Source organism: Janthinobacterium sp. AD80 (assembly GCF_002878455.1).
Lineage (GTDB): Bacteria > Pseudomonadota > Gammaproteobacteria > Burkholderiales > Burkholderiaceae_D > Janthinobacterium.
In genome coordinates this window covers 1-12,097 of record NZ_NRDQ01000146.1, presented here as the reverse complement: position 1 = coordinate 12,097, position 12,097 = coordinate 1, and the positions used below count along the sequence as shown (strand labels likewise).

General features: G+C 62.0%; 13 protein-coding genes. 7 read left to right on the top strand and 6 right to left on the bottom strand.

Annotated elements, in window-relative coordinates; genetic code table 11:
* A partial coding sequence (locus tag JaAD80_RS23075; RefSeq protein WP_146012496.1) for a TetR/AcrR family transcriptional regulator occupies nucleotides 1–226 on the bottom strand: 226 nt, incomplete at its 3' end.
* A gap of 109 nt (nucleotides 227–335) precedes the next feature.
* Between JaAD80_RS23075 and JaAD80_RS23070 the strand changes: the two genes are divergently transcribed.
* A complete protein-coding gene (locus JaAD80_RS23070) occupies nucleotides 336–950 on the top strand; it encodes a bifunctional 2-polyprenyl-6-hydroxyphenol methylase/3-demethylubiquinol 3-O-methyltransferase UbiG (RefSeq protein ID WP_102297881.1) in 615 nt (204 codons plus the stop codon).
* A 25-nt stretch (nucleotides 951–975) separates the two neighbouring features.
* Here the strand turns inward: JaAD80_RS23070 and JaAD80_RS23065 are convergent, their stop codons facing one another.
* Together JaAD80_RS23065 and JaAD80_RS23060 are read right to left on the bottom strand one after the other, a co-directional pair.
* On the bottom strand, nucleotides 976–1,593 hold the full coding sequence (locus JaAD80_RS23065) for a hypothetical protein (RefSeq protein ID WP_102297887.1): 618 nt from the start codon (nucleotides 1,591–1,593) through the stop codon (nucleotides 976–978).
* A gap of 186 nt (nucleotides 1,594–1,779) precedes the next feature.
* Nucleotides 1,780–2,157: a cytochrome c gene (locus JaAD80_RS23060; protein ID WP_102297878.1), complete on the bottom strand. Its 378-nt coding sequence runs from the start codon at nucleotides 2,155–2,157 to the stop codon at nucleotides 1,780–1,782.
* Between the two features lie 268 nt (nucleotides 2,158–2,425).
* On the opposite strand from JaAD80_RS23060, the gene JaAD80_RS23055 reads away from it, so the two are divergent.
* The gene (locus JaAD80_RS23055) at nucleotides 2,426–2,797 is read left to right on the top strand and encodes a gamma-glutamylcyclotransferase family protein (protein ID WP_102297874.1); all 372 of its coding nucleotides are present in this window, start codon (nucleotides 2,426–2,428) and stop codon (nucleotides 2,795–2,797) included.
* A 41-nt stretch (nucleotides 2,798–2,838) separates the two neighbouring features.
* Here the strand turns inward: JaAD80_RS23055 and JaAD80_RS23050 are convergent, their stop codons facing one another.
* Nucleotides 2,839–4,782: a cytochrome c/FTR1 family iron permease gene (locus JaAD80_RS23050; protein WP_102297871.1), complete on the bottom strand. Its 1,944-nt coding sequence runs from the start codon at nucleotides 4,780–4,782 to the stop codon at nucleotides 2,839–2,841.
* A 428-nt stretch (nucleotides 4,783–5,210) separates the two neighbouring features.
* On the opposite strand from JaAD80_RS23050, the gene JaAD80_RS23045 reads away from it, so the two are divergent.
* The 4 genes from JaAD80_RS23045 to JaAD80_RS23035 all read left to right on the top strand — a co-directional run bounded on the left by JaAD80_RS23045 (nucleotide 5,211) and on the right by JaAD80_RS23035 (nucleotide 9,546).
* Nucleotides 5,211–6,056 carry a hypothetical protein gene (locus JaAD80_RS23045; protein WP_146012495.1) on the top strand — a complete coding sequence of 282 codons (846 nt, stop codon included), beginning with the start codon at nucleotides 5,211–5,213 and terminating at the stop codon, nucleotides 6,054–6,056.
* A gap of 311 nt (nucleotides 6,057–6,367) precedes the next feature.
* Nucleotides 6,368–7,087 carry a hypothetical protein gene (locus JaAD80_RS30455; protein ID WP_146012494.1) on the top strand — a complete coding sequence of 240 codons (720 nt, stop codon included), beginning with the start codon at nucleotides 6,368–6,370 and terminating at the stop codon, nucleotides 7,085–7,087.
* Nucleotides 7,088–7,122: 35 nt separating this feature from the next.
* On the top strand, nucleotides 7,123–7,809 hold the full coding sequence (locus tag JaAD80_RS31635; RefSeq protein WP_258003138.1) for a PEP-CTERM sorting domain-containing protein: 687 nt from the start codon (nucleotides 7,123–7,125) through the stop codon (nucleotides 7,807–7,809).
* A gap of 372 nt (nucleotides 7,810–8,181) precedes the next feature.
* Nucleotides 8,182–9,546, top strand: coding sequence for a chitinase (locus JaAD80_RS23035; protein ID WP_258003137.1), 1,365 nt, complete (start codon nucleotides 8,182–8,184; stop codon nucleotides 9,544–9,546).
* Nucleotides 9,547–9,604: 58 nt separating this feature from the next.
* On the opposite strand, the gene JaAD80_RS23030 is transcribed toward JaAD80_RS23035, so the two are convergent.
* Nucleotides 9,605–10,372 (bottom strand): hypothetical protein, encoded by a 768-nt coding sequence (locus JaAD80_RS23030; protein WP_102297861.1) that lies wholly within the window; start codon nucleotides 10,370–10,372, stop codon nucleotides 9,605–9,607.
* A gap of 210 nt (nucleotides 10,373–10,582) precedes the next feature.
* On the opposite strand from JaAD80_RS23030, the gene JaAD80_RS23025 reads away from it, so the two are divergent.
* Nucleotides 10,583–11,005: a DUF2061 domain-containing protein gene (locus tag JaAD80_RS23025; protein WP_102297859.1), complete on the top strand. Its 423-nt coding sequence runs from the start codon at nucleotides 10,583–10,585 to the stop codon at nucleotides 11,003–11,005.
* Between the two features lie 134 nt (nucleotides 11,006–11,139).
* Here the strand turns inward: JaAD80_RS23025 and JaAD80_RS23020 are convergent.
* Nucleotides 11,140–12,097: amidase (locus tag JaAD80_RS23020; RefSeq protein ID WP_102297857.1), on the bottom strand; the 958-nt coding region annotated here is incomplete at its 5' end.

Here is a 12,097-nt window from a genome sequence, read left to right as displayed (position 1 = left end):
CGGCCTCGGCCAGCAGCGCGTCGCGCGACGCGAAGTGCGCATAGAAGCCGCCGTGCGTCAGGCCCGCTTCCTTCATGATGTCGGCCACGCCCGTGCCCGCATAGCCGCTGCGGCGGATGGCGCGCGTGGCCACCTCGACGATACGCTCGTGCGTGGCTTCCTTGCGGCTCTGCGCCGCGGCTTTGCTGGATGTTCTGCTGGATGAATTTTGCATGACGGTCATCATATCGTAGTTTTGAAAACGCTGCACGGCTTGCGCCAGGCCGCTGCCAAATTGACCAACTGCACGGCGCCGGTGAATAATGGACGCTCACGGCAATGAGGCACATGCTCCCATGGATACACAGACGGTTCCCGGCACCGAAGGCTATGCAGACCATGCACTGCAGCTCATTGCCCGCTACGGCGGCGTGCCATTCCTCGATAAATACCGGCCCGTCCTGCAACTCTTGCCGGCGCTGCCGTGCGCCGTGCTCGATATCGGCGCCGGAACAGGCGCCGATGCGGCGTGGCTGGCCAGCGCCGGCCATACGGTGACGGCGGTGGAACCGGTCGCCGCATTCCGGGAAGCGGGCATGCGGGCGCATGCGCGACATGCCATCGCCTGGGTGGACGACAGCCTGCCGGCGCTGTCTGGCATTGCTGCGCGCGGTGCGCGTTATGAGCTGATACTCGTCACGGCTGTCTGGATGCATCTTGCTGCCCAGGAACGTGTCGAGGCGATGCAGAACGTCAGCAGGCTGCTCGATCCCGGCGCGCTGCTGGTCGTGTCGCTGCGCCATGGCCCGGCCCCGGCAGGGCGGCGCATGTTCGCGGTAACGGCGCGGGAAACCATCGACCTTGCGCTGCGCAATGGACTGCAACTGTTGTTGAGCACGCAGGCGCCATCGGTCCAGGCGCGGAATCGTGACGCCGGGGTGTGCTGGTCCTGGCTGGCCTTTCAAAAATGAGGCAGCCCGGGCCTGGCCCGGCGGCTCAGGCCGTCACGATGTTTTGCATGCTGAACGCGAACGGCGGCGCGTTCTCGCCCGGGCCGCCGCCCGTCATGACGATGTCGGCGCTGGCGATGCCCTGCAACGACAGTTCCGTGCTGACCTCCGAAAGGACGCTCGGGTGCAGCACTTCGCCTTGCGTGACCTGCGAGGCGGTGCCAATCCAGATGCTGGGCTTGAACGCGAATGCCGCCTCCTGGTTCGGCCCCAGCCGGGTTCTCAGGGCCAGCAGGCGGCCATCCTTGTAGACGCTAGCGTCAATGACGCCTTTCTGAAGAAAGTTGAACACCTGGATTTCACGGTTGCTGCTGGCCTGGCCTGAAGGTAACAGGGTAATGCCCGAGGGCATCAGGGCGGCGTGGTACGAGGCGCCGTGCATCGCCTCGATCTGCGGCGTGTAGCCGCCCTGGTCGTCGCTGACGGCGACGGTCATCGACAAAGGGAACGTAAACGGATGGTTGTCGCCCACGCCGCAGTAGTCGATCACGCGCCAGGCGATGGGAATTTCACCGGTGTTGCGAGCGGCATTCTTCTGGAAGATGACGATCCGCGCATTGTTTGTGTCGTTGGAGCGGTTGATGAAGTTCAAGTGAACGGCCATGGCGGGATCTCCGTGGTGGTGGCGGGCGGTAACAAAAAAGTGGGCAGGCGGCGCCATCGGAACGGCGCCGCATTGCGCTGCAGCGATTCTACCGAAAGTGACCGCGTATACAACTTTTACGTGAGCGCCGCTTCTACGCCGGCAACTGTCCCGCATTGCGCCGCCGAATGGACGGGCATGACAAGATCACCGGGTTTTGGCAATCACGCTGCTCATGTATTGATGCAAATCGCGGAAGTCATTCACCTTCCAGGCGTATGGCGCTATCTTGACGCCATTCTCTTTCAAGGTCCTGGGTATCAGGTCGCCATTCGGGCGCAGGATGACGGATGAAACGATAACGCCCGGATAATCCTTCAAGCGTTTCTTGAAGGCGGCTGTCGTCAGGTCAGGTGTCGGGGGACTGCTTTTATTGGCCAGGGGGCCTGTACCGCGGATATCCGCGCCGTGGCATACGGCGCACCTTTGTACGTAGAGGTTTTTCCCGTTGAGGTTTTCCGCGATGCAGAGTGGCGTTTGAATGAGCGATACAATGGCCAGTGTGGCGATGAATAAGGGTTTCATTTGGTGGCAGGTAGACTTGTAGTATACAACAGCGCTGTAGCGAGGGCATATGCCGCCCGCAGGCGCGCTGTCAATTCACCGCGCGCGGGCGTGGTCCGGCGGGTCATGCATTGCCAGTATGTCCGCGTGCGCGGCGGGCCTGCTGGCTGGCCGGCATTGTCCCACAAGCCATCAAAATACGCTGTTCGTTTTCGTGTGGTAGCCAGCAGCTGACGGTGCGCCGTGGCAACGGCGCATCCTGGCGCGCGGGCAGAAAAAAAGAGTGTCCATGGCAACCCAGACAGCAGTCGAGCATCTGTTTTCCTATGGTACCTTGCAACAGGCCGGCGTGCAGCTGGCCACCTTCGGGCGGCTGCTCGATGGCCGGCCCGATGCCTTGCCCGGTTACCGCCTGTCGCAGCTGGCCATCGGTGACGCGCAAGTCGTGGCGACCAGCGGCAAGACGCATCATCCTGTGGTTTCGCGCAGCGGCGACCCTGGCGACAGCGTGGCCGGCGCCGTGCTGGCCGTGACGCCAGCCGAGCTGCAACAGGCGGACGGTTATGAAGTGGCCGCCTACCGGCGCGCGCGCGTCACCCTGGCGTCGGGCACGCAGGCCTGGGCCTACGTGGATGCCCGTGATGCGGTGCCGGGAAGCTAGCGTCCGGCACTGCAAGCGTCACCGTGCAGGCAGCGGCGCAATCAGGCAGGCTTGCGCTTGCCCGCCGCGATGCGGTTCCAGCCATAGCCGGCGACGATGATGGCCAGGATGGCGCCCTGCGCCAGCAAGGTTTCCAGTGTCGGCAGGATACCCAGCAGATCGACGCGGATGAAGTCGACGGGACTCACGCCTATCCAGCCCGCTTCCTGCAGCGCTGCCACGCCTTTGCCCATCAGGATCACGGCCAGCACGGCCACGAAGGCGGATGTCCACGAGAAGAACTTTCCGATCGGCATGCGGGCACTGCTGCGCAGCAAGGCCCAGGCGATGATCACCAGCAGCAGGATCGCCACCACGAAGCCGCCCAGCAGTGCGCCGCCATTACCATCGGCGGCCAGCGCCGAGTAGAACAGCACGGTTTCAAACACTTCGCGGTAGACGGCGATGAAGGCCAGGGCAAACAGGCCCCAGGCCGAGCGACGCGTCATGGCCGCCGTGAGTTTCTCGTGCAGGTATTCCTGCCAGCGCCCGGCGCTGCTCTTCTGGTGCATCCACAGGCCCACGCTCAGCAATACCAGCGCCGCGAAGACGGAGCCGAGGCCTTCGCTCACTTCGCGGCTGGCGCCGCTGATCGTCACCAGATAGGTTGCCGCCACCCACGTCAGGCCGCCCGCCACCAGCGCGCTGGCCCAGCCCGCATGCACATACGGCAGCACGTCCATGCGCTTGGCCTTGCGCAAAAAGGCGATGATGCCGATGACAATCAGCAGCGCTTCCACGCCTTCGCGCAGCAGGATCGTCAGGGCGCCAATAAAGGTTGTCATCGGCTCGGCCTTGGCCTCGCCCAGTTCCGCTTCCACGTGGGTAAACAACTGCTGCAGCTTTTCGCCCGCCGCGTCGGCATCGGCAACGGTTCCCTTGGCAACGGCGGAGCGGTAGGCCAGCATGGCGTTTTCCACGGCCAGCAGCAAGGACTTGTTGCGCGCGCCGACCATCGGCTCGATCGGCTCGAAGCCGTCCAGGTAGGCCGACAGGCCCAGGCGCGTGGCCGCCGCGCGGTCGCCCGCATGCATGGCGGCCAGGCTTTCGGCCAGGCGCAAACGCGACAATGCCAGGCCGGCAGGCTTGTGTGCCTCGGCCTTGCCAGGATGGCTGCGCAGGTAGGCCGTCAATGCACGGGCATCGTCCGCGCCCAGCTTGGCGGCCGCCGCTTCCTGCGTCAGTGTCGTGACGGCAGACAGGTCCGCGTACAGCCCCTTGGCCCGCGCATCGTCCTGCCACAGTTTTTCGCCTCGCGCGCGCGCCGTATCGTCATGCGACATGCCGCCGATGAAGAAGGCCAGGTCCCAGCGCTCGTTCTCGGACAACTGGCCGAAACTGGCCATCGAGGTACCCGCCACGCCTTGCGAAATGACCTGGTACAGCGCCATCAGGCTGCGCGACTGCGCCCGGTCGCCATCCGTGAAGGCGATGGGCTTTGGTTCCAGGCTGGCCGCCAGCGGGCCATCGCCGCCACCGGCCACGCCGTGGCATGAAGCGCACTGGGCCGCATACAGTGCCGCCCCGCGCGCCAGGTTCGGCAGCACTTTCGGCGCCACGGGAATCGGATACGCGGCGATCAGCAAGCCGTTCGCGTGGTGCGCCAGGCGCTTGACTTCCTCGGCATCGGCCTTGGCGACCACGGCGGTGCGCAGCTCGGCGATGGCCTTGGCCACGGCATCTTTGGAGGCATGGGCGGGCAGGGCGGTGATCTGCGTGCCAGCGTTTTCCGTAAAGTCCAGCATTTCCGCATACTCGGCCTCGCTCACCACTTTGCCGTGCTCGACCGCGCCGCCGTAGTCGACGGCGACGTAATCAATCAGCTGCCACAGCTGCTTGGCGCCATCAGCCTGTCCGGTTTCCTGGGCTTGCGCGCCGCCAGCCAGCAGCAGGGCAGCCGCCAGCACGGGGTAGCAGACGAGCCATTTCTTCATATTGATGAACATGATTCTCATTCTCATTAATTTTTTGACCCGGGGACTATAGGACAGCTATTGCTGGGTGTCAACGGTGTGGGGTGTGGCGCCCCGTTGCGGGATGCCATGACGAGGCAGTTATCCGTGTTTCATTGATCTGGATGAACGCAGTGGCGCGCGCCGCGGCCCGATGCTGGTGGCCTGTGCCAGTCTTATTAAAAAGAAACAACAGAACGTTGCGAAGACATGCCGATTGTGCGAGAAGAAGGGCGCTTGCGTGCCCGGTGCGGCATGGATGCCACGTTGGCGCATCGACAGGGCATCCCGCAACCATGGGGCGGCGGCGAACACCGTGGTTTCGATGCCTGTGTTTATTGGAGATATTTTTGATTAAAAATTAAGGCATCATGCGCAGGCATTGTCCTTTATCCGATGGCATTTCCAGAAAGGCTACAATTATGTCTGCGCACCCATCTTCCAATACCGGCGGTACGCGAACCGGCATGATGTCCGGCATTTACGGCGGCGGCCCAATCTACAGCCAGGGCACAACAACGATCCCCCGGCTCAAGGCATCCGGCTTTCGGGAAGTGATAGTCTGGAATATCGCCATCAATAAGGAAGGCGACCTCAACTTCAATTATGAATTTCCGCTTGCCGCCAAAGGCGAATATGTCGGCGCCGCCAAATACCCGCTTTTCGCCAGCCAGATGGCAGCGCTCAAAGCGACGCCATCGAGCGTGACACGCCTGACTTTTTCAGTTGGCTCCAGCAACACTGGCGTCTTCCAGGCGATCAGGGCGCTGGTCGAGGTGGACGGCACGGGACCGCACAGCATCCTGTACCGGAACTTCCATGCGCTGAAAACCGCCATCCCCTGGATAGACGCCATCGATTTCGATGACGAAAATTGCTACGACCATCCATCGATGGTCAGTTTTGCCGTCATGCTCGGTAAGCTTGGATACGAGGTGAGCCTGTGTCCGTACACGAACAACCAGTTCTGGATTGACGTTGCGACCAGCGCCAATCAACAACGGCCAGGCACGGTCACGGCCGTCCACCTGCAGTGCTATTCAGGCGGTGCGGGGCAGTCGCCGTGTTCCAACTGGAACTTTGGCGCAATCCCCGTGTATCCCGGACTCGCCAGCGACAGCAGCCCGGCCGACGTCTACGGCGCCATGGCCGGGTGGGTACAATCCTGCGCCATTCAGGGCGGCTTCTTCTGGCTGTTCGACGATATCTACAAGAAGGCCGATCTGACGCAGGAGTACGCTGCCGCGATCAACCGGGCCGGCAAGTAGCGTACAGGCGGACTGTCCAGTGCCAGCAAGAAGCACCAGAGAAGGTGCTTCTTGCTGGCACGATGGCAGGTGAAAACCATGGCAACTGGTACCAAACTAGTTTCATGATCAAAAGTACCTTGCACTCCCCATTATCTATTTTACATAATATAAATTATGCGAAGTTATGGATGATTTCGTCAAATCCTCGCTTTGGCCAACAATCGGATCGCAAATGCGATTTGCGCCATTTTTCAGCGTCGGTGTCTGGCTTGTGCCGGCGCAGACGCAGACGCACTGTATCCTCCCGGTGACGATGATGCAGGCTGTTTATGGCCTCCGGTGGCTTGGCGTTTCTTGCGGTTATAAAAAATGGCCCATTGCCGCTGCGCGCCCTCGATGGCCGTGCGGACCTGCTGCGTTGCCATCCTTCTGGAATTAAAGCATTCCGGCAGATCCATGTCATGCTCATGGCCAGCGGCCGTGCCGCACCGCTCCAGTACGCAGGCATTGAACAGGAATGGCCTCAGTTCCTGACGCGTAAGGTCGCAATCGTCTGGCGATCAGCATATCCGGCTAGTATTCGTCTTTTGCGCGTTCAGTTCGGTAAATACCGGTGGGGTCAGGCTGAGCATCTGGCTGGCGGCGATGATGGACGCCGGATTATTGTCGGCACCGCCACTCGCAGGATCAGGTTAAAAACCAGGATGGCCCGCTGGAAACTGTTGGCACCCTGTGCCGCCGCAAGGGATCGGTCACGGCCGCTGCCGGCGACTCCGCCAAGAACGACGCCAGGGCTGATTTGTCATTTCGCGCGTCTCCAGTCGACAGCCACCCTTTGCCGGGGCTGCCCGCATGATCGATGCCGCATTTGGCTGAACCTGGGACCGGGCGCGGCGGCGCGCCAGTATCGGCCTGAGCCTGATGCCGCCAGTAACAACGCGTTTACGCCCATTCTTTATCGGATCAGCACCAGGAGCAGTGCTCGCAAGGAAACTGACGCCATCGTTGGCAGTGTCAAATATGCATTACTTTTCCGCCAGGCGTGCTAGGATGCGTTTCGTTATAAATTAAACAAGGAAAAATAATGAAACTGAAGGCGACAACCGCGGCTATGCTCCTCGGACTCGCATCGCTGCCGATGCAGCAGGCATTGGCGGCCGAGAAAACTTTCCTGGTCACGGGAACGATCGTACCGCAATTCATCATGGGGGACGATGGCTCCGGTCGGCCTATTCCTGAATTGATACCGGTCGGGACAAAATTTACGGGCAGCTTTACCATCGACGATGCGATCAGCCCCAATGCGGCAGATGGAAGCTGGCCAATCTTTGTTTCCTCAACGATTAGTGCCGGCACTTTGACGGTGAGCACCGTCGGAGGCCAACTGGATGCTTACAATGGATCAACCGAAATGAGCCTGAGCGCTGGAAGCTATGATTTTTATACGCCAGGCACGGTATCTACGAATTTATCCGGCTGGCATGCCCCATTGGTGAGCTTCAATTTTAACAGCGCGCTGTGGAACTACCCGCCGTATACCTTTCCACGCATCGAAGAGCTATGGGATCTGAATAATGGCACGACCACGGCATCGTTCGGCCTGTTTCTCTTCTATGCGTCTCCCATCGTCAGTCCCTATACCAACGTGTCCCTGATCGTCAAGGCGAACATCACCAGCATCGTTTCGACAGTTCCGGAGCCATCGCACGTCGGCATGCTGGCCGCTGGCCTGGCGCTGACGGGTTTTGCCTTGCGCCGCCGCAAGGCCTGATGTTCACGGCAGCCCTGTCCGCGTGCGCCGCAAGGCCAAGCCATGCCATGCTGCGCAGCGGCGATTGCGTGCTGCTGCGGCTTAGCCTGGCGCCGTCAACCGTCCTCCTCCCTTCCCCACCCTGCTTCCGACGCCTTTTGCGGCGTTGGAGGTTGTTCCCACGACCATACCAGCGGCGGGTCGCCGCGCCACTGGTATGGTCGCGCAAGGGCTTCCTTTTGGCATGAGGCGCAACTGGTATTGTGATCTCGCGCAAAGAATAAAACCAGTTGACTACCACCTGCAATGCTTGCACTCTGAAAAATCGGACGGTGTCCAGCCGTCCGGCCATGAAAAAAAACAGACAAGGAGATGCAAGTGAACCGGACAGTCATGAACACCCTCATCATCACCCTCTTCGGCGGCACCCTGGCCGCTTGCGGCGGCGGCGACGGCTCCAGCGCCGGCGCCAGCCAGTTGCTGGCCAGCACGACGGAAGCGGTGGCGTGCTTCACGCCGTGGAACAGCAGCACCGTCTACAACGGCGGCGGCAAGGCCAGCTATAACAATGTGAACTACAACGCCAACTGGTGGACGCAAGGAAATAACCCATCCACCAGCAGCGGTGCCGCCGGCACTGGCCAGCCGTGGACGGCGGTGGGAGAGTGCGGTACCCCTACTCCCACACCGACGCCAACTCCCACACCGACGCCAACTCCCACACCAACGCCAACACCCACACCCACACCGACTCCAACGCCTACGCCAACCCCGACTCCAACCCCGACTCCAACTCCAACTCCAACGCCCACCGGCCTGGCGAAACACGCGCTGATCGGCTACTGGCACAACTTTACCAACCCCAGCGGCGCCACCTATCCGATCAGCCAGGTCAGCGATGACTGGGACGTGATCGTCGTTTCCTTCGGCGACAACGCGGGCGGCGGCAATGTCAGCCTGACCATCGATCCGGGCGCGGGTACGGAAGCACAGTTCATTGCCGACGTGGCCGCCAAACGGGCGAAAGGCAAGAAAGTCATCCTCTCGCTGGGCGGGCAGAACGGTTCCGTCTCCGTCGGCAATACGGCCGAAGCGACGAACTTTACCAACAGCCTGTACTCCATCATCACCAAATATGGCTTTGACGGCATCGACCTCGACCTGGAAAACGGCGTGGCGCAAGGCGCTGCCATCCAGACTTATCTGCCGATCGCCGTGAAGAACCTGAAAGCCAAGGTCGGCAACAGTTTCTACCTCTCGATGGCACCGGAATGGGTGTACGTGGAAGGCGGCTACACCAGCTATGGCAGCATCTGGGGCGCTTACATTCCCATCATCAACGCCTTGCGCTCCGAGCTGACGGTGCTGCACCCGCAGTACTACAACAATGGCGACATCTACACGCCGTACGCCACGGGCGCCATCAAGGCGGGCTCGGCTGACCAGCTGGTGGCCACGGCGCGCATGCTGATCGAAGGTTTTAACTACGGCGGCAATACCTTCGCCGGCCTGCGTCCGGACCAGGTGGGCTTTGGCGTGCCATCGGGGCGCAGTTCCGCCGGCTCCGGTTTCACGACGAATGCCGATGTCAGCAATGCATTGAATTGCCTGACGCGCTTGCTCAACTGCGGCACCATCAAGCCGCTGCAGGCGTATCCGGACTTCCGCGGCGTGATGACCTGGTCAATCAACTGGGACCGCCACGACAACTATAACTTCTCCGTGCCAACCAAGGCCGTGCTGAAAACGTTGCCGTAAAGCAGAAAAACAGGGTGGCGCAGGCATTCCTGCGCCACCCTGCCCCGCCTTCCTTGCGTCAGGATGGGTATACGAGCCGCTCGGAGTCGCCAATCAGACTATGCATTACGCGGTCTCGCCAGCTTGGCCTGCCGTCATGCGCCAGCACATGCCGGGCGTAGGCGCAAAACTGCACCGCATCGAGAAGGCCAGAGCGCGCTGTGCCGCCGAAACGTCGGTCTACCAAGAAAAATTGCAGGCGCCAGCTGATGTCGCTGCCGCCCGGCACGGCCTCTTGACGCATGTCTTCCCGCGTGACACGGAGGAAAATTGCTTCCGCATAGCCTTGCTGCAACTGGCAAAACAGCGACCAGGCCAGCATGTCCGCCTGGTAGTGGCACGTCCACGCGCCGCGCACCAGCGGATGGCGCCCCGTCTGGCGCGCGATACGGTCGCAGGCGAACTTTGCCAGCACCGTGCGGTGGTTCCCGCCGCCATTCGTATACCAGTTGCTGCCATCGATGGAGCTGAGCAGGATGCCATTGTCGAGCTCACCGTTGAAATAATAGTCGGGATGGCGCTCGTATTGGGCAAACACGGCGCGCATCTTGCCCAGCTTGTACTGCGGCGCCAAGACCGCCTCGCGCCAGGATTGGCCTGCGTAATGCTCCGATTGTCCCACGACCGCGCGCATGTCGATGCGCACGTCACGCCGCAGGCGCTCCAGCACGACGAAATCTTGCAGGCTGGCGCCATGTTGCGATGGAAATACGTCGGCCCACTCGGCAATCCGCTGCTGCGACCAGGGTTGCGGGGTGGCCAGGATGTCATCAAAAAGGGTCGTCACTCGGTTCTCCAGATGCGCCAGGAACTACTGGCATGGTATGTCTAGCGAACGGGTCATCAGGAAATGCCCTATTTTTCAAATACAATTAAATACAGAGGTTTAATAGCTTAACACTATTGATTCGGTTGAAATATTTTACTTCCTTTTGTAAATGAGAATCGTTACTATCTACTCAAAGGATAAGCGAATTCAACATAAAAGGAGCGTCCCTTGTTTACAGCCATCAAAACATTCAGTCAGGTTCTCACGCATATGTCGATCGCCTTCGGCCTCGCCTACTTGCTGACGGGCTCGCTGGCTCTCGGTGGCTTGGCGGCGATTATCGAACCCGTCATCAATGTCGCCCTGCTGCCATGGCATGAAAAAGCCTGGCGCGCCATCCGCCGCCGCTACGCCGCCAGCCGTCTGGGCTTTGCCGCGCTGGCCGGTGAAAAGATCAGCCAGACCTGTTTACATATGGGCGTCGCTTTCGGCGTGATGTACTGGGCCACGGGTTCCATGGCTTTCGGCGGGCTGCTGGCCGTGGTCGAGCCGATCTGCAACGTGATCGTCCTGCCCTTCCATGACCGCCTGTGGCACCGCCTGCGTTCACGCATGGAAATACGTGGCGCGGCGCGCCTGGCGGCCTTGTAAGGCTTTGCTGTCAATCCGGCATTTTTCACCCCACGAGCACGACCCGCCCGGTTCGCCCGGTTTTTTGCCACAGGCCGCAGGCCATAGCCAACAGCCTGGCCGCATGCCGCCGCCTGGCTTGCTGTTTGCTCTCTCTACACCTTGCCTGCCCACACAGGCGGCCGCCGGTGCGCCCACGGCGCCGCCCGCTCCAGTTGTCCGGCCAGGCGCAACAGGGTCCCATCGTTGGCATGGCCCGCCATGAACTGCATGCCGATCGGCAAGCCGTCGGTCGACTGCGCCAGCGGCACGGACATGGCCGGCAAGCCCGCCACGTTGGCCAGCGGCGTGTACGGCGAGTGCTCGAACAGGCGCGCCGTCCAGCCCAGGCCATCGAGCTTGTCCTCGTTTTCGCCATAGCGTCCCAGCGGCCACGGCAGGTCCGGCATGGTGGGCGTCAGCAAGACATCGTACTGCCCAAACAGGGCGCCGGCCTGCCGCGTGACCGTGTTGCGCACGTCAAGCGCGGCGACGAAATCCACCGCCGACACCGTCTGCCCGTAGCGGTAGCACGCCAACGTGGCTGGCTCCAGCGTCTCGGGCGACACAGTGCGCCCGCTTTCCTCTGCCAGGCCGGCTATCCACGGCACCAGGTTGGCGCACCAGATGCGCGCATTGGCTTGCACGAACATTTCCCACGGCACGCCCAGCGCGGGCGCCACTTCTTCCACGTGATGGCCCAGGCTTTCCAGCAGGCGCACGGTGGCGTCCAGCGCGGCAGCGATGGCAGGCGCGGGACGGGCGCCATTGCAGGCCGCACGCTGCACGCCGATGCGCAGCTTGCCCGGCGCCGCGTTCACTTGCGACAGCCAGCTGTGGCCGGGCGCGGGCGTGACATACGGCTCGCCCCCCGGCATGCCTTGCACGGCGTCAAGCAAGGCGGCGCTGTCGCGCACCGTGCGGCTCACGCCCAGCTGGACGCCCAGGCCGCTGAAGATCTCGTCCATGGCGGGGCCGTTCGAGACCCGGCCCCGGCTGGGCTTCAAGCCGAACAGGCCGGTCGACGCGGCCGGCACGCGGATCGAGCCGGCCGCATCCGTGGCATGCGCGAGT